General features: G+C 46.1%; 20 protein-coding genes. 8 read left to right on the top strand and 12 right to left on the bottom strand.

Translation table 11 applies throughout. The annotated features are described in order from the left end of the window. Window positions 1–120 precede the first annotated feature (120 nt). The 5 genes from C2740_RS02410 to C2740_RS02390 are packed head-to-tail and all read left to right on the top strand — an operon-like array spanning window position 121 to window position 4472. Window positions 121–1320 (top strand): amino acid aminotransferase, encoded by a 1200-nt coding sequence (locus C2740_RS02410; protein WP_215293828.1) that lies wholly within the window; start codon window positions 121–123, stop codon window positions 1318–1320. A 40-nt stretch (window positions 1321–1360) separates the two neighbouring features. Beyond that, the gene (locus tag C2740_RS02405; protein ID WP_215293827.1) at window positions 1361–2653 is read left to right on the top strand and encodes a polyhydroxyalkanoate depolymerase; all 1293 of its coding nucleotides are present in this window, start codon (window positions 1361–1363) and stop codon (window positions 2651–2653) included. Between the two features lie 52 nt (window positions 2654–2705). Beyond that, window positions 2706–3398, top strand: coding sequence for an electron transport complex subunit RsxB (gene rsxB / locus C2740_RS02400; RefSeq protein ID WP_215293826.1), 693 nt, complete (start codon window positions 2706–2708; stop codon window positions 3396–3398). Then, window positions 3398–4054: an endonuclease III gene (gene nth / locus C2740_RS02395; RefSeq protein ID WP_215294273.1), complete on the top strand. Its 657-nt coding sequence runs from the start codon at window positions 3398–3400 to the stop codon at window positions 4052–4054. Before rsxB ends, nth begins: the two co-directional genes overlap by 1 nt. Then, window positions 4047–4472, top strand: coding sequence for a DUF1841 family protein (locus C2740_RS02390; protein ID WP_215294274.1), 426 nt, complete (start codon window positions 4047–4049; stop codon window positions 4470–4472). Before nth ends, C2740_RS02390 begins: the two co-directional genes overlap by 8 nt. Here C2740_RS02390 and C2740_RS02385 read toward each other — a convergent pair. From C2740_RS02385 to clpB, 6 genes are all read right to left on the bottom strand, one after another. Further along, window positions 4464–4772: a hypothetical protein gene (locus tag C2740_RS02385; RefSeq protein WP_215293825.1), complete on the bottom strand. Its 309-nt coding sequence runs from the start codon at window positions 4770–4772 to the stop codon at window positions 4464–4466. The genes C2740_RS02390 and C2740_RS02385 overlap by 9 nt on opposite strands. Next, window positions 4769–5110, bottom strand: a complete 342-nt coding sequence (locus tag C2740_RS02380; RefSeq protein ID WP_215293824.1) for a hypothetical protein — start codon at window positions 5108–5110, stop codon at window positions 4769–4771. Before C2740_RS02380 ends, C2740_RS02385 begins: the two co-directional genes overlap by 4 nt. A 120-nt stretch (window positions 5111–5230) precedes the next feature. Then, entirely contained in the window at window positions 5231–5671 is a 441-nt protein-coding gene (locus tag C2740_RS02375) for an HIT family protein (RefSeq protein WP_215293823.1), read from the bottom strand. Between the two features lie 112 nt (window positions 5672–5783). Then, on the bottom strand, window positions 5784–7082 hold the full coding sequence (gene aceA / locus C2740_RS02370; RefSeq protein WP_215293822.1) for an isocitrate lyase: 1299 nt from the start codon (window positions 7080–7082) through the stop codon (window positions 5784–5786). A gap of 278 nt (window positions 7083–7360) precedes the next feature. Next, window positions 7361–8599, bottom strand: a complete 1239-nt coding sequence (locus C2740_RS02365; protein WP_215293821.1) for an MFS transporter — start codon at window positions 8597–8599, stop codon at window positions 7361–7363. A 65-nt stretch (window positions 8600–8664) separates the two neighbouring features. Then, window positions 8665–11268 carry an ATP-dependent chaperone ClpB gene (gene clpB / locus C2740_RS02360; RefSeq protein ID WP_215293820.1) on the bottom strand — a complete coding sequence of 868 codons (2604 nt, stop codon included), beginning with the start codon at window positions 11266–11268 and terminating at the stop codon, window positions 8665–8667. Window positions 11269–11362: 94 nt separating this feature from the next. On the opposite strand from clpB, the gene C2740_RS02355 reads away from it, so the two are divergent. Continuing rightward, complete coding sequence (locus tag C2740_RS02355; RefSeq protein WP_215293819.1) at window positions 11363–11608, top strand: GIY-YIG nuclease family protein; 246 nt, start codon at window positions 11363–11365, stop codon at window positions 11606–11608. Window positions 11609–11610: 2 nt separating this feature from the next. Here the strand turns inward: C2740_RS02355 and moaE are convergent, their stop codons facing one another. From moaE to C2740_RS02325, 6 genes are read right to left on the bottom strand one after another with little or no spacing between them, the layout of a single operon-like run. Continuing rightward, on the bottom strand, window positions 11611–12066 hold the full coding sequence (gene moaE, locus C2740_RS02350; RefSeq protein WP_215293818.1) for a molybdopterin synthase catalytic subunit MoaE: 456 nt from the start codon (window positions 12064–12066) through the stop codon (window positions 11611–11613). Between the two features lies 1 nt (window position 12067). Next, window positions 12068–12325, bottom strand: coding sequence for a molybdopterin converting factor subunit 1 (gene moaD, locus C2740_RS02345; RefSeq protein ID WP_215293817.1), 258 nt, complete (start codon window positions 12323–12325; stop codon window positions 12068–12070). An 18-nt stretch (window positions 12326–12343) separates the two neighbouring features. Next, the gene (gene glp / locus C2740_RS02340) at window positions 12344–13570 is read right to left on the bottom strand and encodes a gephyrin-like molybdotransferase Glp (RefSeq protein WP_215294272.1); all 1227 of its coding nucleotides are present in this window, start codon (window positions 13568–13570) and stop codon (window positions 12344–12346) included. A gap of 32 nt (window positions 13571–13602) precedes the next feature. Next, the gene (gene thrC, locus C2740_RS02335; protein ID WP_215293816.1) at window positions 13603–15045 is read right to left on the bottom strand and encodes a threonine synthase; all 1443 of its coding nucleotides are present in this window, start codon (window positions 15043–15045) and stop codon (window positions 13603–13605) included. An 8-nt stretch (window positions 15046–15053) separates the two neighbouring features. Then, window positions 15054–16364, bottom strand: coding sequence for a homoserine dehydrogenase (locus tag C2740_RS02330; protein ID WP_215293815.1), 1311 nt, complete (start codon window positions 16362–16364; stop codon window positions 15054–15056). Then, entirely contained in the window at window positions 16361–17617 is a 1257-nt protein-coding gene (locus C2740_RS02325; protein ID WP_215293814.1) for a pyridoxal phosphate-dependent aminotransferase, read from the bottom strand. Before C2740_RS02325 ends, C2740_RS02330 begins: the two co-directional genes overlap by 4 nt. 79 nt (window positions 17618–17696) lie before the next feature. On the opposite strand from C2740_RS02325, the gene C2740_RS02320 reads away from it, so the two are divergent. Together C2740_RS02320 and C2740_RS02315 are read left to right on the top strand one after the other, a co-directional pair. Further along, on the top strand, window positions 17697–18074 hold the full coding sequence (locus C2740_RS02320; RefSeq protein ID WP_215293813.1) for an Mth938-like domain-containing protein: 378 nt from the start codon (window positions 17697–17699) through the stop codon (window positions 18072–18074). Continuing rightward, on the top strand, window positions 18074–19765 hold the full coding sequence (locus C2740_RS02315) for a glycosyltransferase family 39 protein (RefSeq protein WP_215293812.1): 1692 nt from the start codon (window positions 18074–18076) through the stop codon (window positions 19763–19765). The genes C2740_RS02320 and C2740_RS02315 overlap by 1 nt, the downstream gene beginning before the upstream one ends. Window position 19766 lies beyond the last annotated feature (1 nt).

Below are 19766 nucleotides of genomic sequence, written 5' to 3'. Positions count from 1 at the left end.
CAATGATTTTGCCGTTTTTATTTAGAAATAGTTGGTTCTGGCTTCAAAAACCGACAATTAAACTCAATTTAACGTCAATGCAAAGTAAAACTATCCTTAAACCACCATTCTCGACCTCAAATGACCCTGTTTGCCTCAGTCCAGCTAGCCCCTAAAGATCCTATTTTTGGCCTCACAGAAGCCTACGTTGCAGATCAACGTTCTGACAAAGTAAACCTTGGTGTTGGCGTGTATTACACAGACGAAGGCAAGGTACCCCTCTTAAAAGCAGTGATCAAAGCAGAAGAGGCCATTGTTGCAAAGCACTCTCCACGCAGCTACATTCCAATCGAGGGTCCAAACCCATACAACAGCGCTGTGCAAAATTTATTATTCGGGGCTGACTCTGCACTCATTAAAGATGGCCGTGTTGTCACTGCCGAGTGCTTAGGTGGCACTGGTGCATTGCGTGTGGGCGCTGACTTTATTAAGCGTCTGAATTTAGATGCGCCTTGCGCTATTAGCAACCCAACCTGGGAAAACCATCGCGGTATTTTTGAATCTGCAGGTTTCGAAGTAGTTGAATACACCTACTTCGATGGCAAGACACGTGGTGTTGATTTTGATGGCATGGTGAAGTCCTTGGAGTCTTTTCCAAAGAACACAACCGTTCTCTTGCACGCTTGCTGCCATAACCCAACAGGTGCAGATATCACCGAAGCCCAGTGGCATCAGGTGATTGAGATCTGCAAGAACAAGAGTTTGATTCCTTTCTTGGACATGGCCTATCAAGGCTTTGCGGCTGGCATTGAGCAGGATGGTATTGCAGTTCGCCTCTTCGCACAATCCGGCATGTCATTCTTTGTATCCAGCTCATTTTCTAAATCATTCTCGCTGTATGGTGAGCGTGTTGGCGCATTGTCGATCGTGACACAGAGCAAAGATGAGTCTACTCGTGTGCTCTCACAGCTCAAACGTGTAATTCGCACTAATTACTCAAATCCTCCTACTCACGGCGCTGCAATTGCTGCTGCTGTTTTGAACTCTCCAGAATTGCGTCAGCTCTGGGAGGATGAGTTGGCTGAAATGCGTGATCGCATTAAAGCAATGCGTCATGGTCTTGTTGAAAAACTCGCTGCTGCTGGTGTGAAGCAAGACTTTGCTTTTATCGAACAGCAACGTGGAATGTTTTCTTACTCAGGTTTAACAGCTGAGCAAGTTGAGCGCTTACAGAAAGAAGATGGCATTTATGCCCTTTCTACTGGACGCATTTGTGTGGCGGCCCTCAATACCAAAAATATTGATAAAGTAGCCAAAGCAATTGCCCGCGTATTGGCCTAAAAAGCACAATCAGCGGATTCACTGAATTACAGGGGGTAGCATGCTATATCAGTTACACGAATTTCAAAAAGCCTTACTTCAACCAATGAGCTCTTGGGCACGTGCAGCTTCGGAGGCATTTATTAATGCGTCTAACCCTGCATCAATGGTTCCAGGCTCTGAGCGTTTAGCTGCCAGCTACGAACTCCTTCACCGTTTAGGTAAAAACTATAAAAAACCAGAGTTTGGTATTCGCTCTGTTGTAGCGCATGGTCATGAGGTTGCTATTCATGAGATCACTAAAGTTTCTAAGCCATTTTGCAATTTAGTTCGCTTTAAGCGCTTTTCGGATGATGTAGAAACCATCAAGAAGCTTAAAGAAGATCCTGTTGTTTTGGTGGTGGCCCCTATGTCTGGGCACCATGCTACTTTGCTGCGTGACACTGTTCGCACCTTATTGCAAGATCACAAGGTTTACATTACCGACTGGATCGATGCGCGCAATGTCCCGTTGGAAGATGGTAACTTTGGTCTTGATGACTACGTTCACTACATTCAAGAATTCATCCGCGCAATTGGGGCAGAAGATTTGCATGTCATCTCTGTTTGCCAGCCTACCGTTCCGACTTTAGGTGCAATCTCACTCATGGCCTCGGCCGGTGAAGCGACTCCATCTTCCATGATCATGATGGGTGGCCCAATTGATGCGCGTAAGTCACCTACCGCTGTTAATAATTTGGCTGAGCAAAAGTCATTTGATTGGTTTGAAAGTCATGTGATTTATAAAGTGCCACCAACCTATCCCGGCGCTGGTCGTAAGGTTTATCCAGGCTTTTTGCAACACGCTGGATTTATGGCCATGAACCCACAAAATCATTTGCAATCTCATTGGGATTATTTCCAGAACCTGGTACGCGGTGATGAACAAGATACCGATGCACACATTCGCTTCTATGATGAGTACAACGCCGTTCTAGACTTAGACGCAAAGTTCTATCTAGATACTATTAAGACAGTTTTCCAAGACTACGCCCTACCGAATGGCACTTGGACTGTAGCCGGCGATCTGGTGAAACCACAAGATATTAAAGAAACTGCACTTCTTACGGTTGAAGGTGAGTTAGATGATATTTCTGGAAGCGGTCAAACCCGCTCAGCGCATGGTTTATGTGCAGGAATCTCTAAGGAAAATAAAGATCACTACGAAGTGGCTGGCGCAGGTCACTATGGTATTTTTTCTGGTCGCCGTTGGCGCGACAAGGTCTATCCAAAGATCAAAAACTTCATTCGTGAACATCAAGGTGTACATAAAAGAAGTAAAGCAAGGCCCCCTAAATTAGAAGGCTCTAACTAGACATCAACGAGTGAGGGCTGAGGCCCTCACCTTTTTATGTCAGTACTTAGCAATGAACATTACACAAGCGAACGAACTGACTGATCGCTTGGAGGATTTACTTCCTCAAACCCAATGTACAAAATGTGGCTACCCTGATTGCCGAGGGTATGCAGAGGCGATGGCGAGTGGCGAGGCATTACCTAATCGTTGCCCGCCAGGCGGCATTGAAGGTATTGAACGGCTCAGCAAAATTCTCGCGCCGATTTACCCCCAAGATGCTTTCGAACTTCATAGCACCATTGATTCTGAATGTGGCATAGAGCGCCCTAGACCAGTGGCCTTCATCGATCCACAAAAATGTATTGGCTGTACGCTCTGCATTCAGGCATGCCCTGTAGATGCTATTGTGGGGGCATCAAAGCAAATGCACGTGGTTTTATCTGAGTGGTGTACCGGTTGCGATCTTTGCATTCCTCCCTGCCCTGTCGATTGCATCAGCATGATTGATGTGACTGAAGCCGAAACAGGCTGGAATGCCTGGTCGCCAGAACTGGCCGATATCTCACGTCAGCGCTATCACAATCGAGGACAGCGCCTTGATAGAGAACAAAAAGATAATGATGAACGCTTGGCCAAAAAAGCCGCAGCCAAATTAATAGCGGTTAATGCGGATAACCCGACATCAGATGAGCAGAAGAAAGAGCAAGAACGCAAACGCGCCATTATTGCTGCTGCGATTGCGCGCGCTCAGCAAAAGCAATGATGAACCCTGAAAAGCGGCGCGCTTTCTTTGAGCAACTCAAAGCTAATAACCCAAAACCGATAACCGAACTAGAGTACAGCTCACCATTTGAGTTGCTCATTGCGGTACTATTATCGGCACAAGCAACTGATGTGTCAGTCAACAAAGGCACCCGCAATCTTTTTAAGACAGCAAATACCCCTCAAGCCTTATTAGATCTTGGTGAAGAAGGGGTTAGACCATTCATTCAGCATATTGGTTTATTTAACTCTAAAGGTAGGCACGTACAGGAAACCTGTCGTTTGTTACTAGACAAACATGGTGGCATGGTTCCCCAGACACGCGAGGAATTAGAGGCCTTACCAGGCGTTGGCAGAAAAACCGCTAACGTGATTCTCAATACTGCTTTTGGGCAACCCACTATTGCTGTTGACACACATATCTTTAGAGTATCGAATCGCACTGGCTTAGCGCCTGGCAAGGATGTACTTAAGGTTGAAGAGCAACTACTCAAGCGCGTTCCCAAAGAGTATTTACTAGACGCGCATCATTGGCTTATATTGCACGGTAGATATACTTGTAAGGCGCGTAACCCAGAGTGCGCCCAATGCATTGTTGAGCCTTTGTGCGGCTTTAAACAAAAAACTGGCAAAGGAAAAGTTCGTGGCGATATTTAATCCAACCCGTGAAGAAGTGCGTCGCTTTTTCTGTGACGCCTGGAAGAAGAAAACTGAAGGTCATATCTTAGATTCCATGGAAATCCTTGCAGGTGATTGGATGGCAGAACATCCCGAGTACCACACGCTATTGGCAGACCCCGAAGGAGCGCTAGCCCAAGATTACACACCAGAGCGCGGAGAAACCAACCCCTTTCTTCATCTCTCAATGCATCTATCAATTAGCGAGCAGATCTCAATCAATCAGCCACCCGGCATTAAAGAAGTCGCTGAAAAACTAAATCAGAAAATGGGTTCAGAGCACGAAGCTCAACACCTGATGATGGAATGCTTAGGACAAGTGATGTGGGAGGCGCAACGTGAAGGCGGCCAACTTAGCCCCGAAAAATATCTCGAGGCATTAAAAAAACTAGTTTAGTTTTGCAACGCGCATTACCTTGCGGTCAATGGTGAGTTTTTCAGATTCCGGACAAATTAGTCCATCTTTATAGGGTAATGGGACATACTCAAATTGAGTGCCGGCCAGAACCTTCCAGCGTGAACCATCGTATAAAGTGAATACATCTCCTGGATTGCCATAAAACGTCAACGGTTCTTTAATGACAATCTGGTAGCAGGCAACAGATTTTTCTTTGTTTGCTTGAGCATCAACGACCGGGCAATAGGTAAGCACCAATGAGATAGCAAATGTAGTCCTGAGGAGAGTAGAGAGATTCATTTCTTAGCGGCCGAACACAGTAAATCAGCAGAGTCTTGCAGCCATTCAAGGGCTAACTTTGTTGGAACGACATACTTTCGTCTGCGGTCCTCTTTTGATACTTCAGACTTAATCAACTTTTTTGTAATGAGGTGATTCATGACCGAATGCAAAGTAGCCTGAGATGCAATCTCATTAAGTAGGATTAAGTCCAGTACTGAGAAGTCCACCTTTTCAGAATGGGCCGCCAGGACGGCCTCTAAGACCATTACCTCTTTCTGGTCGGCAAGCTTGTAGCGCTTATTAATGCGCCGTCTAGAGGTGGAAAACTGTAGAAATTTGAAGCAAGATGGAGACATCTCTCGACTATATTCGCCTCAGGGCTAATAAGCGAATACTTTCAAAAATAACTTTTATATCGAAAAAATATATTTATTTCAAAAAATAAACATTTATTTAAATGTGATTATCTGCCTTGGCTAGGCCAGCCCTGCGATTGCAGCTTTGATGGCACTCGATAACTCAGTCATTTTTTGCTTGCGGAACACTAATACGGCTTCAGGGGTTTCTTGAGTTCTCTTAGACCAAGCAGTTCCTGGGAAAAAAGCATCATCCTTATACCTCGGAATAATATGCCAGTGAATGTGGGAAACCATGTTGCCTAAAGAAGCTACATTGATTTTGTCGGGATGCATAACGTGACGCATGGTTTCTTCGACAGCAAATACGAGAGTCATCAGGTGCTCACGCTCACTGTAAGTCAAATCAGTCATTTCGACGACATGCTGATTCCAAATGACTCTACAAAAACCAGGTAGGTCAGAATCATTTACAAGCATGATTCTGCAGTCGTCTCCACGCCAAATTAACTGGCCCTCTTCGGGCTTAATATCTTCTTTACAAAGTGTGCAATTTGCCATGGGAACAATGTATACGAAAACGGCATCTAAGTCACCCTTGTGAGGTAATTTAGATGCCGTGGCAGCAATGAAATCTACTGCTACTACGCACTACTTAGGGATCTACCAAAAATTAGTGGAACTGCTCTTCTTCAGTTGAACCAGTCAATGCGGTTACAGAAGACTTTCCACCTTGAATTACCGTAGTAACGTCATCGAAGTAACCAGTACCAACTTCTTGCTGATGTGAAACAAAAGTGTAGCCACGATCACGCGCAGCAAACTCCGGCTCTTGAACTTTCTCAACGTATGCAGTCATGCCACGCTGAGAGTAGTCTTGCGCCAAGTCGAACATGTTGTACCACATAGAGTGAATACCAGCGAGGGTAATAAATTGATATTTGTAACCCATCGCACCCAATTCACGCTGGAACTTCGCAATCGTTGCATCATCCAAGTTTTTCTTCCAGTTAAAAGATGGTGAGCAGTTGTAAGCCAACATCTTGCCTGGGAATTTCGCACGAATTGCTTCAGCAAATTTACGAGCAAAGTCGAGATCAGGCGTACCTGTTTCGCACCAAACCATATCAGCGTAAGCTGCGTATGCCAAGCCACGCGAAATTGCTTGATCCAAGCCCTTACGGGTTTTGTAAAAGCCTTCTGGAGTTCGCTCGCCTGTCAAGAATGGCTTGTCATTTTCATCGTAGTCAGAAGTCAATAAGTCAGCAGCTTCAGCATCGGTACGAGCCAAGATGATGGTTGGAACGCCCATGACGTCAGCAGCTAAACGTGCAGAGATTAATTTTTGCACAGACTCAGTAGTCGGCAACAATACCTTGCCACCCAAGTGACCACACTTCTTCACTGAAGACAGCTGGTCTTCGAAGTGAACGCCTGCAGCACCCTGCTTAATCAATGCCTTACTTAATTCGAATGCGTTCAATACGCCACCGAAACCAGCTTCAGCATCAGCAACGATTGGAGCGAAGTATTCGATGTGACCCGCGTCACCCTTGTTAATACCCTTAGCAGTCTGAATTTCATCAGCGCGCTGGAAAGAGTTGTTGATACGCTCAACCATTTTTGGAACTGAATCCACAGGGTACAAAGATTGATCTGGATACATAGCTGCGTAAGAGTTGCCGTCTGCCGCCACTTGCCATCCAGACAAGTAGATTGCCTGAATGCCAGCCTTCACTTGCTGCATTGCCTGACCGCCGGTCAAGGCGCCTAAGCAATTAACGTAAGCTTCATTGTTTACCAATTCCCAGAGACGCTCCGCACCATGCTTCGCTAGAGTGTGCTCAATCTTTAATGAGCCGCGCAAACGGACAACATCTTCTGCCGTGTATCCACGCGTAATACCTTTCCAACGTGGATTGCTATCCCAATCTTTTTGTAGTGCTGCGATTTCTGCTTTGCGGTCTGCCATGTTTTTCTCCCTAAGTTAAACAAGTACTTCAAATTTTTAGACTCTTAAGACTCGTAAAGTCTTATGTCTTATATAAGAGTTTAGACAATTAGTGAATGCGAGCAAGGCCAATTACAGGAATTTATAAAAATAATTAGTTATTCAAAAACAATGACTTAAGTAATAATTTTTATCATGTGAAATATTGAATCATTAAATGGAATGAGATCGAGCGAAGGGTACTGCACTGCATTTTACGCAGTGTAATGACTTTTCATATTATGAAAAGAAATGGGGGATCAAGCAGATTTAGCCTGGCCCAAAGTGGAAACCTTGAACCCACACAAAATAATCATGAGCTGCAGCATAGCAACGCCCACAAATAAAAGTTTTGGCAAGCCGATATCTAAGAAGATACCAAACACTAAAGGGCTCAGGGCGGCACCTAAATCAATACCTGAATACACAATGCCGTAGACCCTTCCTGATGAGCCTGAAGGAGTTGCAGTGCGAATTATCAAATCGCGTGATGGTGCGGCAATCCCCAAGCCCAATCCAATCACAATAAAGGCCAGCACAATAATCTCGACTGGCACTAAGCCCGTTGCCAAGAGAAGCCCCATCACAATATTGACGGTAAAGCAGATGGTAATGATGCGCTCCGGCACCTTCAGGCGCGTAGCAAGATAACCCCCGAGCAACATCCCTCCTGCTCCACCCATAGACATTAAAGTTAAATAGTAGTTACCTGAACTCACAGCAAGGTCATAAATTTTGAAGAGTGCAGTCGGTGCAAATGACTGCAATCCAGTAGTTGCCGCCATGCTGAAGAAAAAGAAAATCCAGCAAAGCCAAACTGCTGGTAATTTCATAAACCCAAAAGTACTCATCGGTGTGCCGCTTGGATTGTTGGCAGCATGATGGGTTTCTGTCTCTTTTCGTCTTGCTTGAACGTCATCCACCAAGCGTGCTCGACCAATCCAAAGCGTCAAGAGAATGAGGGCTTCGAGTATTGCTGCAGCCAAGAAAGCAAAACGCCAATCAAATAAGGTGGTGATGGCAACCATAAAGGCTGGCGCTGCTGCCCAACCCAAATAGCCTGTTACCCCATGAATGGAATAGGCATAAGGCAAATTAGCTGGAGAAATTTTGTGGTTAATGAGCGTGTAATCTACTGGATGAAAAACTCCGTTGCCGCAACCGGCAATCATGGCACCCAAAACTAGCATGGCATACCCATTACTTTGAGAATAAGTCAGAGCTGCCAAGGCAAGCAAACCAACTCCAGCAAACAAAACAGGGCGAGCACCAATCCGATCAACCAAAAATCCAGAGCCTGCCTGCACAAGGCAAGAGACCACAAAGAAGATGGTCATGAGTAAACCGAGCTCAGCGTAATTAAAGCCAAACTCCGCCTTTAACCATGGAAACATGGGTGGCAGAATTAAGTGAAAGAAGTGGGAGCTACCGTGAGCTAGGCTAATGAGACCAATAACCCGGACATCACTGGCACGCCTACTAGTGAGCGCAACAGTCATGTTCCGAGTTTACTGGTGCAGGAATATTCCTGCTGAACTACCTTTTATTACTACTTAGCTGCTAACTAGTGAACCTGACGTGTGAAACTAAAGTCACCTTTTTTATCCACGTCAACAGGCACTACATCCTTAGGTCCGAACTTACCCTCCAAAATCATCTTGGAGACTGGGTTCTCGATGTGCTGCTGGATAGCGCGCTTGAGCGGCCTTGCCCCAAAAACAGGATCAAAGCCGACTTCAGCAATCTTACTCAAGGCTGCATCGCTTACCTCAAGCTGCATATCCACTTTTGCCAAACGATCGGAGAGGTTTTTCAGCAAGATCTTCGCAATATTGGCGATATTGCCCTTATCTAAGCCATGGAATACCACAATCTCATCGATACGATTTAAGAACTCTGGACGGAAGTGATTCTTCAACTCTTCAAATACAGCGTCTTTGATTTCAGACTGCTTCTTATCAGTCATCGACTGAATCAAATGCGAGCCAATATTACTAGTCATCACAATCACGGTGTTTTTAAAGTCCACAGTTCGACCTTGACCATCGGTTAAGCGACCATCATCCAACACTTGCAAGAGGACGTTAAAGACATCAGGGTGCGCCTTTTCGATTTCGTCAAAGAGAATCACGCTGTAAGGGTGGCGACGAACTTGCTCGGTTAAGTAACCGCCCTCTTCATAACCCACATAACCCGGAGGCGCACCAATCAAACGCGCAACGCTATGCTTTTCCATGAACTCACTCATATCAATGCGAATCAGATGGTCTTCACTATCAAACAAGAAACCAGCCAATGCTTTGCACAGCTCAGTTTTACCGACACCTGTAGGCCCCAGGAATAAGAAGGATCCATAAGGACGATTCTCTTCAGCCAAACCAGCACGGGAGCGACGGATGGCATCTGATACTGCACGAATAGCTTCTTCCTGACCAACCACACGCTTATGCAACAACTCTTCCATCTTGAGAAGTTTGTCGCGTTCGCCCTGCATCATCTTCGATACCGGAATACCAGTAGCGCGAGATACCACTTCAGCGATTTCCTCTGCGCCAACTTGGGTACGTAAAAGCTTATTCTTTACAACGCCATCTTTATTGCCTTTAGCTTCAGCTGCAGCAGCAGATTTGAGCTTAGCTTCAAGTTCTGGCAATTTTCCATACTGCAATTCAGCAACTTTCTCCAACTTACCCTCGCGTTGCAGCTTAGCGATATCAGCACGAACTTTTTCAATCTCTTCTTTCAGATTGGCAGCACCCAATACGGCACCCTTCTCAGCCTTCCAGATTTCCTCTAAGTCAGCATATTCGGCGCCAAGACGCTTGATCTCATCTTCAATGAGGCCAAGCCGTTTTTGAGAAGCCTCGTCTTTTTCTTTCTTCACTGCTTCACGCTCAATCTTGAGTTGGATGAGGCGACGCTCTAATTTATCCATTACCTCTGGCTTGGAATCAATCTCCATCCGGATACGTGAACCAGCCTCGTCAATTAAGTCGATTGCCTTGTCTGGCAAGAAGCGGTCAGTAATGTAACGGTGTGATAGCTCCGCTGCAGCCACAATCGCTGGATCGGTAATCTCAATACCATGGTGAAGCTCATAGCGCTCTTGCAAACCGCGCAAGATAGCAATTGTTGCTTCAACGCTTGGCTCTTCGACCATCACTTTTTGGAAGCGGCGCTCTAGTGCAGCATCTTTTTCAATGTACTTGCGATATTCATCTAGAGTGGTTGCGCCGATACAATGCAATTCTCCGCGAGCCAAGGCTGGCTTTAGCATATTGCCAGCATCCATCGCGCCATCACCTTTGCCAGCACCCACCATTGTATGAATTTCATCGATAAAGATGATGGTTTGACCTTCATCTTTAGCAACATCACTCAGAACAGCTTTCAAGCGCTCTTCAAACTCGCCGCGATACTTGGCGCCGGCCAATAGCAATGCCATATCCAAGACCAGGACACGCTTGTTCTTGAGAGTCTCAGGGACTTCACCATTCACAATGCGCTGAGCTAAACCTTCAACAATAGCGGTCTTGCCGACGCCTGGCTCACCAATCAAGACAGGGTTATTCTTGCCGCGACGCTGCAAGATCTGAATGGTGCGACGAATCTCATCGTCACGACCAATCACCGGATCTAGCTTACCCATACGAGCGCGCTCAGTTAAATCGATGGTGTATTTCTTAAGGGCTTCACGTTGACCCTCGGCATCTGCAGTATTCACTGATTCCCCTCCACGCACTAAATCAATAGCCGCTTCTAACGATTTACGATTTAAACCATTTTCACGAGCTAGCTTCCCAAGCTCGCCTTTGTCATCAGCCACCACCAGCAGAAATAACTCGCCAGCGATAAATTGATCGTTACGTTTGTTGGCTTCTTTTTCACATAGGTTAAGCCAGTTACTGAGATCACGGCCAACCTGAACCTCACCACTCGTGCCCTGCACTTCAGGCAAATTACCAATGATCTTCTCAAGACCTTTTTCGAGGCCCAAGACATTCACGCCGGCGCGGGTTAATAAACTCTTAGCAGCGCCGTCAGAATCACGCAACATCGCCAGCAATACATGGGCCGGCTCAATATACTGATTGTCTTTGGCTAAAGCGATACTTTGGGCCTCACTTAAGGCCTCTTGAAATTTAGTTGTTAACTTATCTATTCTCATTTTTGCACTCCATATATCTATCTATAGAATATAAGGGCAATATGACAGATTTCAAGGCTTTTACACCCTCTTTTTAAGCGAATTTACCCCCACTTTGTCCTGGCTTGTTTACCTCCTCGAATGCGCTGATGGCACTTACTATGCCGGCATTACTAACCGACTAGAACATCGCCTAGAAGCCCATAATTCAGGGCAAGGTGCTCGCTATACGAGATCTCGAAGACCAGTTGTCCTTTTAGCAAGCCAAGAGCACCCAGATCGATCAGAGGCATCCAAAGCAGAAGCAAAATTAAAGCAGCTACCCAGATCTGCGAAGTTGGGATTTTTTAAAAGTAGTTAAATTTACTTCTTTGCCCAACGCGCCATTGCAGCATCGTCAGTCACGCGGGCATCAACCCAGCGAGCGCCATCAGAGGTGTTTTCTTTTTTCCAGAATGGGGCTGCAGTTTTGAGATAGTCCATGATGAACTCACACGCTGCGAATGCTTCGCCTCTATGAGCGCTGGTTACCACCACTAAAACAATTTGATCTTCAGGTAGCAATGGGCCAACTCTATGAATCACCAAAGTCTGGTAGATATCCCAACGAGCCTTTGCTTGATCTAGAATTTCTTGCAAAGCTTTCTCAGTCATGCCGGGATAATGCTCGAGAGTCATCTCCTTTACATGACTACCGTCATTCATATCACGCACGGCGCCCAAAAAAGTTACCACTGCACCAACTCTTGGATCACCTTTACGTAGCGCTGCTATTTCAGCGCTAACATCAAAATCTGCCTCTTGAATTCGGATTGGCATATTAGCCCCCAGTCACTGGCGGAAAGAACGCAACTTCTGCATTGTCTATGAGAGGCGTGCTTGCATCAACCATAACCTGATTCAGAGCACAGCGTAATACTTTGCTCTGTGCTAATACTTCAGCCCAAGGATTGCCACGCTCTATTAAGTGAACCCTGAGATCGGCAATCGTTTTGACGCTATCAGGCGTGACAATACTCTCTTGAGAAACTCCAAGAGCTTCACGCAAAGAGGCAAAGAATCGTAATTCGAGTTTCATGAGGCAATCGTAAACCGATTATTTAAGCAAAGCATCAAAAGGAATATATTTCACTTGATCGCCAGCTTTGATTGAATGGTTTGGCGGGCAATCTACAAGACCATCACCCCAAGATGCACTTGTAAGCACCCCGGAACTTTGATTGGGGAATAAATCCAAGCCGCCATTACTATTGAGTTTGACGCGCAAGAATTCATTGCGTCGATCAGCTTTTAACCAATCAAAATCAGCGCGCATCGAATAAGACTGTGGTGGGCTACTACTTCTTCCCTGAAGCTTGAGAATGAATGGTCTTACAAATAACAGGAAAGTTACAAAGCTGGATACTGGATTGCCCGGCAAACCAATAAACCAGGCCTCACCATCTTCAGGCTTATCTGATTTGCGAACTGCACCAAATGCCAGTGGCTTTCCAGGCTTAATAGCAATCTGCCATAAATCCAATCGTCCTTCAGCAGTTACTGCTGGCTTGATGTGATCCTCTTCGCCAACCGATACACCACCGGACGTAATAATCAGATCATGATCTTTGCTGGCCTTACGTAATGCTGCTTTAGTTGCCTCAAGTCGATCCGGCACAATACCTAAATCAGTGGCATCACAACCCAGTGATTTAAGACAGGCCAATAGGGTGTCACGGTTGGAGTTATAAATTCCACCCGGCTTAAGTGGCTCGCCAGGAAGAGATAGCTCATCACCAGTAAAGAATGCTGCCACCTTAACGCGACGCTTAACACTTAAGTGAGTCAAGCCAGCAGATGCTGCAACGCCTAACTCTTGAGGGCGCAAGAAGGTTCCTGCAGTTAACGCCGTTTTACCTGCCGTTAAATCTTCACCTCTACGGCGAATCCATTGGCCTAACACTGGCGCAATATTGACTTGTACATGATCTGCCGAGCCTTCGGGAATAGCGCAATCCTCTTGCATCACCACTGCATCTGCCCCCAAGGGAACTGGTGCACCTGTAAAAATTCTGGCTGCGGTACCGGGTTCGAGTGTGGTTCCAACAGAGCCCGCTGGAATGCGTTGTGCAATTTTTAGAATGCTTCCAGGATTCTGGATGTCTGCTGCGCGGACTGCATAACCATCCATTGAGGTGTTATCCAGTGGGGGCACGTCGACTAGGCTGTTTACGTTCTCAGCAAGAACGCGACCTAAGGTGGCCTGCATTGGAATGCTCTCAGTCTCGGCAACTGGCTTGGCATGAGAAAGCAAGTGATCCAAGGCCTGCTGTGCAGTCAACATTGGAGGCTTATTCATGGTGATTAGCTTATGTTTTAACTAAGATGCGTTGTAATGAATGCTTTGACCTGATGGACATCAGCATCAATATTCTCTACACGCTGGGGCTTAGATTTAATGTCTTTGAATGCAGACGGGCACTCAGCAGGTCGCCCCAAAGCTTCTTGAATCGTTTCTTCAAACTTAATGGGAAGCGCAGTCTCGAGCACGAGCATTGGAATGCCAGCCTGCAAATGCTCACGCGCTACTTTGATGCCATCAGCAGTATGGGTATCGACCATGACACCATAACGTTTGTCGATATCGCGAATTGTTTCTAGGCGATTTTCATGAGTGCTGCGGCCAGACTGGAAGCCATACTGACCAAGCTCTTTGAAGACAGTGTCCTTAGAAATATCAAAGCCACCAGTCGTATCCACTTGCTTAAACATGGCGGCAGTAGCGTTCCCATCTTGACCCATGAAGTCAAATACAAAACGCTCAAAGTTACTTGCCTTGGAAATATCCATCGATGGGCTTGAGGTATGCAATGTCTCAGCAGATTTGCGCGCACGATATACACCAGTGCGGAAAAACTCATCGAGTACATCGTTTTCATTGGTTGCCACAACCAAGTGTGCAATTGGCAGGCCCATCATGCGGGCGATATGACCAGCACAGACGTTACCGAAATTACCAGATGGCACAGTAAATGACACCCTCTCATTGCTTGACTTGGTGGCCAAGAGATAGCCCTGAAAGTAATACACTACTTGTGCAACTACCCGACCCCAGTTAATGGAGTTCACAGTACCAATTTGGCTCTTAGCCTTAAAGGCATGATCATTGCTGACTGCTTTAACAATATCTTGACAATCATCAAACACACCAGCTACTGCTAAGTTGAAAATGTTGGGGTCTTGCAAGGAATACATCTGCGCAGACTGAAAGGAGCTCATCTTGCCACGCGGCGAAAGCATAAATACTTTTACACCCTCTTTGCCACGCATCGCATATTCAGCAGCACTGCCCGTATCACCTGATGTGGCGCCCAAAATATTAAGCTGCTGACCTTTCTTCTTAAGAGCATACTCAAAAAGATTGCCCAGCAACTGCATTGCCATATCCTTGAAAGCCAAGGTTGGACCATTTGATAAGCTCAAGAGCCCAATGCGAGTACCCTGCTCTTCGCCTAACCAGTGTAAAGGTGTAATGTCTTTGGCATTGTCTTGAGGGCGACCGTTGCAGTAAACCCGCTCGGTATATGTCTTGCGCAACAGCGCACGTAAATCAGCCTCAGGAACGTCATCGCAATAGAGACTTAGAATCTCATAAGCCAGATCAGCATAAGACAAGCCACGCCATGAATCCAATTGTGCTGAGGTGACCTGTGGATACTGAGTCGGCAAATATAAACCGCCATCCGGCGCTAAACCGCCCAAGAGAATTTCTAAGAAGGATTGTTGCGGGCTATTGCCGCGAGTGGATTGGTAACGCATTGTTTTGCTTAAGACAGATTTTCTAAACGAATCTTCACCACTTCACCAGCGACGGTTTTGAGATTCTGGATCTCTGTGATTGCCGCAAGCATGTTCTTCTCTTTAGTTTCGTGCGTTAAGGCAACCAAATCAGTTTGACTTTCACCTTCGTCTGCCTCTTTTTGCAAGAGTGCATCAATCGAAACGCCGTGCGCGGCCAAGATCTTAGTAATGTCAGCCAACACACCAGCTTGGTCAGCTACACGCAAACGCAAGTAGTAACTAGTCGTAATCTCGCCAATCGGCAATACAGGGGTATTTTGCACAGCATCTGGCTGAAAGGCCAAGTAAGGAACGCGATGCTCAGGATCAGCGCTCAGCAAACGAGTGATATCTACCAAATCAGCAATCACAGCTGAGGCAGTTGGTTCAGATCCCGCACCTTTTCCGTAATACAAGGTAGTACCTACTGCATCACCAAATACCTGCACAGCATTCATAGCGCCCTCAACGTTTGCAATTAAACGTTTAGCAGGAATTAGGGTTGGATGTACGCGCAACTCAACACCCGTTGGCGTTTTCTTGGCAATACCTAGCAACTTGATGCGATAGCCCAATTGCTCTGCATATTTAATATCAATAGCATCCAATTTGGTGATGCCTTCGATGTGCGCTTTATCAAACTGCATTGGAATACCAAATGCAATCGCGCTCATGATGGTCGCCTTATGCGCAGCATCAACACCTTCAATATCAAACGTTGGATCTGCTTCTGCGTAACCTAAGCGTTGCGCCTCTTTGAGAACCGTTGCAAAGTCTAGGCCTTTATCACGCATCTCAGAGAGAATGAAATTGGTGGTCCCATTGATGATGCCGGCGATCCACTCAATGCGGTTAGCAGTTAAGCCCTCACGCAGAGCTTTAATAATAGGGATGCCGCCAGCAACTGCCGCTTCAAATACGACCATCACGCCCTTAGCGTGAGCTGCTTTAAAAATCTCGTTCCCATGTACGGCGATCAAGGCCTTATTTGCAGTCACCACATGCTTGCCGGCAGCAATTGCCTCTAAAACCAAGTCTTTAGCAATGCCATATCCACCAATGAGCTCAACCACGATGTCGATTTCGGGATTATTGATCACAGCACGAGCATCATTCACAATCTGTGCACGATCTTGAACAACTTCTTTAGCACGCTCTACATTAAGATCGGCAACGGTATTAATACGAATGCCGCGACCAGCACGACGGGTAATTTCATCTTGGTTGCGCTCAAGAACTGTGAATACGCCACCACCAACAGTGCCAATACCTAATAGACCCACTTGAATCGGTTTCATGATGCCTTTGCTGCGGTTGTAGAAGCCTTGCGGCTATGCTTATTACGATATCGCTCCAGAAAACGTGCAAGGCGGCCAATTGCTTCCTTGAGCACATCTTCATGAGGTAAGAACACGACACGGAAATGATCAGGCTTACCCCAGTTAAAACCAGAACCTTGGACCAACAATACTTTTTCCTCTTTTAAGAGATCAGCAACAAACTGTTGATCATCTTCAATTGGATAAACCTCGGGATCTAACTTTGGAAATAAATACAAGGCAGATTTTGGTTTAACGCAAGTGACACCAGGAATATCGGTAATCAGTTTCCAGGCGAGATCACGTTGCTTTGCTAAGCGGCCACCCTCAGCCACTAAGTCGTTAATACTTTGGTAACCACCAAGTGCAGTTTGAATTGCATATTGACCTGGCACGTTTGCGCACAAGCGCATCGAGGCCAACATATTCAGGCCCTCGATATAGTCACGCACCATCTCTTTATCCCCTGAAACCACCATCCAGCCAGCGCGGTAGCCGCATGAGCGGTAGTTCTTGGATAAGCCATTAAAAGTGATTGTGACTACATCAGTGGATAAAGATGCAAGAGAAATATGCTTCTCAGTGTCGTATAACATCTTGTCGTAAATCTCATCAGCAAACAAAATCAAACCATGCTCACGAGCAATTTTTACCATCTCGAGCAATACTTCTTGGGAATAAATTGCACCAGTTGGATTGTTAGGATTAATCACCACAATTGCTTTGGTACGTGGTGTGATTTTTTTGCGCAGATCATTTAAGTCTGGTGCCCAATCTTTAGACTCATCACATAAATAATGAACTGGGGTACCGCTCGACAAACTCACCGCAGCAGTCCACAGTGGATAGTCAGGCGCTGGAACCAATACTTCATCGCCATCATTGAGCAATGCATTCATTGAAAGTACGATCAGTTCAGAAACGCCGTTGCCGGTATAAACATCATCCAGCGTGACCCCTTGTATACCTTTTTCTTGGCAATACTGCATGATGGCTTTGCGAGCAGCAAAGATGCCCTTGGAATCAGAATAGGCAGAAGCATTACTCAAATTGCGGATCATGTCCAACTGAATCTCTTCAGGAGGATCAAAACCGAAAACCCCTACGTTTCCGATGTTTAATTTGATGATTTTGTGACCCTCTTCCTCCATGCGCTGAGCGAGCTCAAGCACTGGCCCACGAATGTCATAACAGACGTGATTGAGTTTTTGGGACTTTAGGATGGGTTTCACAATAAATTAAAGGGTAAGTTCTTGAAATCTTGGAAAAAACAGCTAGCTATAATCCACATAATTATGACAGAGAGTCCACTTGAAGCTTCAATCTGACCCCCATTCCGGAGCCAACACGATCACCGGCTATGGAGATGGCTACGTCGAGATCAACCAGACCCCATATGCCTATGCTGTCTTATTGAGCTCTGATGGGGCAATCTCTGAATGGCCAGTTAAATCATTCGACGGCCTAGATTCATCCCATTTTCTCCAAATGGTCGATCTCAAGCCTGAATTAATTCTGATTGGCACAGGCGCTAAACAGCGCTTTCCCAAGCCAGAGCTCCTCAAATCCCTCATTTTGGCAAAAATTGGCTTTGAAATCATGGATTCTCAAGCCGCCTGTCGCACCTACAACATTTTGGTAGGAGAAGGACGTCAAGTTCTTCTAGCGTTAATTGTGGAGCCAAGCTAATGCAATTTGGAGAAATTCGGCAATCCTCTGCGCTTCATCCCGGCAAAATTTTATTGCTTGCCATTATTTATAGCTTGATCTGGTTTGGCACGCTGAACTATCGCCATCTCATCCCATCTGATGAGGGACGTTATGCAGAAATAGCAAGGGAGATGTTGGTCACAGGCGATTGGGTTACGCCACGTTACAACGGCTACAAGTATTTTGAGAAACCACCATTACAAGCTTGGGCAACTGCTGCTGCATTTCAAGTTTTCGGTATCGGTGATTGGCAAGCACGTCTGTGGACTGGGCTCACTGGCTTTCTCACTATTTTACTCATTGGCTTTACTGGTGCTCGCATTTTCAGCGCTAGAGCGGGATGGTTAGCTGCTGTCGTACTCGCATCAAGTCCGATGTGGGTCATTAGCGGCCATTTCAATTCTTTAGACATGGGGCTGTCATCTTTTTTAGTGGCGGCGTTGTGTAGCCTATTGCTAGCCCAAACTTCGCGCAACAAAATCCCCTGCCGAAATTGGATGTGGGCTTGCTGGATCTTCATGGCGCTTGCAACACTTTCCAAAGGAGTGATTGGTGCTGCCATTCCAGCAATGGTCTTTGTTGCTTACTCCATCACTTCTTGGGATTGGAAAATCTGGGCACGTTTACGCTTATTCAGCGGCACGATTTTATTTCTAGCAATTACAGCGCCATGGTTTTTCTTGGTTGCACAGCGTAATCCTGAGTTCTTGGAATTCTTCTTTATTCATGAGCATTTGCAACGCTTTACTCAAGATGCCCACAGCAGAACAGGTCCAATCTATTACTTCGTACCCTTGCTATTCATTGGCTTATTGCCCTGGGTGCTACAAATTCCTGGTTCGATTGTGCAAGCATGGGGCGAGCGTCGTCGGGATTTCTCAAGCGGCTGGTTATTAGTGTGCTGGTTCGCAGTAATCTTTATTTTCTTTAGCGTTTCGCGCTCCAAACTTCCGGGCTACATCATCCCTATTTTTCCTGCGCTCGCATTGTTAATCGGTAATCGCCTGGACCAACTGTTAGCGCACACCAATTCGATGGAACTCTCTTGGAAACTACAAACTATTGGATTTGCAGTCTTGGGATGCATTGGATTTTTCTTCTTATCCGACATTGGCAAACAAGCAAGGCCAGATGAGATCGCAGCCTACGCTCAATACACTTATTGGATTGTTGCCGCATTAATTGCACTTATCACCTTTAGCCTATTTGCAGCATGGCAAAGTAAACGAAACGGTATTCAAAGTATTGTGAGCTTTGCTGGCGGATTTTTTCTCTGCGCCATCATTGCCGGTACAGGCCATGAGACATTGGGTCGGGCCGTTTCTGGTATTGATCTTGTCAACCGAGTCAAAGTATCTATCCCAGAAAAAGTGAACTTCTACTCCATTCGACTCTTAGATCACACTGTGCCGTTTTATCTTGGCAGAACCATGATCATGGTCGAGTCTCCCGATGAACTAGAGTTTGGCGTTCATCAAGAACCTGAGCTCTGGATGCCCACTCTTGATGCCTTCATTGCTCGCTGGCAAGAGGATCAAGCCGCTTATGCCCTAATGGTTCCAGAGCAGTTCAGTGCGCTCCGAGAGCAAAAGCTACCAATGCAGGAAGTAGACCGCGACTCCCGTAGAGTGATTGTGAAGCATCCTGATACACCAAACGCGGCACGGTAAG

This window comes from Polynucleobacter sp. MG-5-Ahmo-C2 (assembly GCF_018687735.1).
GTDB lineage: Bacteria > Pseudomonadota > Gammaproteobacteria > Burkholderiales > Burkholderiaceae > Polynucleobacter.
The sequence above is the reverse complement of the archived record's forward strand: the minus strand, read 5'-3'. Positions and strand labels throughout refer to the sequence as shown.

Bases quoted from the DNA above. Each gene is read 5' to 3' on its own strand.
- C2740_RS02375 (WP_215293823.1), bottom strand. From the start codon at position 5,671: ATGGCAAATTGCACACTTTGTAAAGAAGATATTAAGCCCGAAGAGGGC.
- glp (WP_215294272.1), bottom strand. From the start codon at position 13,570: ATGTTGACTGCACAGCAGGCCTTGGATCACTTGCTTTCTCATGCCAAG.
- aceA (WP_215293822.1), bottom strand. From the start codon at position 7,082: ATGGCAGACCGCAAAGCAGAAATCGCAGCACTACAAAAAGATTGGGAT.
- nth (WP_215294273.1), top strand. From the start codon at position 3,398: ATGAACCCTGAAAAGCGGCGCGCTTTCTTTGAGCAACTCAAAGCTAAT.
- rsxB (WP_215293826.1), top strand. From the start codon at position 2,706: ATGAACATTACACAAGCGAACGAACTGACTGATCGCTTGGAGGATTTA.
- C2740_RS02315 (WP_215293812.1), top strand. From the start codon at position 18,074: ATGCAATTTGGAGAAATTCGGCAATCCTCTGCGCTTCATCCCGGCAAA.
- C2740_RS02365 (WP_215293821.1), bottom strand. From the start codon at position 8,599: ATGACTGTTGCGCTCACTAGTAGGCGTGCCAGTGATGTCCGGGTTATT.
- C2740_RS02405 (WP_215293827.1), top strand. From the start codon at position 1,361: ATGCTATATCAGTTACACGAATTTCAAAAAGCCTTACTTCAACCAATG.
- C2740_RS02330 (WP_215293815.1), bottom strand. From the start codon at position 16,364: ATGAAACCGATTCAAGTGGGTCTATTAGGTATTGGCACTGTTGGTGGT.
- C2740_RS02380 (WP_215293824.1), bottom strand. From the start codon at position 5,110: ATGTCTCCATCTTGCTTCAAATTTCTACAGTTTTCCACCTCTAGACGG.
- clpB (WP_215293820.1), bottom strand. From the start codon at position 11,268: ATGAGAATAGATAAGTTAACAACTAAATTTCAAGAGGCCTTAAGTGAG.
- C2740_RS02410 (WP_215293828.1), top strand. From the start codon at position 121: ATGACCCTGTTTGCCTCAGTCCAGCTAGCCCCTAAAGATCCTATTTTT.
- moaE (WP_215293818.1), bottom strand. From the start codon at position 12,066: ATGCCAATCCGAATTCAAGAGGCAGATTTTGATGTTAGCGCTGAAATA.
- C2740_RS02385 (WP_215293825.1), bottom strand. From the start codon at position 4,772: ATGAATCTCTCTACTCTCCTCAGGACTACATTTGCTATCTCATTGGTG.
- moaD (WP_215293817.1), bottom strand. From the start codon at position 12,325: ATGAAACTCGAATTACGATTCTTTGCCTCTTTGCGTGAAGCTCTTGGA.
- thrC (WP_215293816.1), bottom strand. From the start codon at position 15,045: ATGCGTTACCAATCCACTCGCGGCAATAGCCCGCAACAATCCTTCTTA.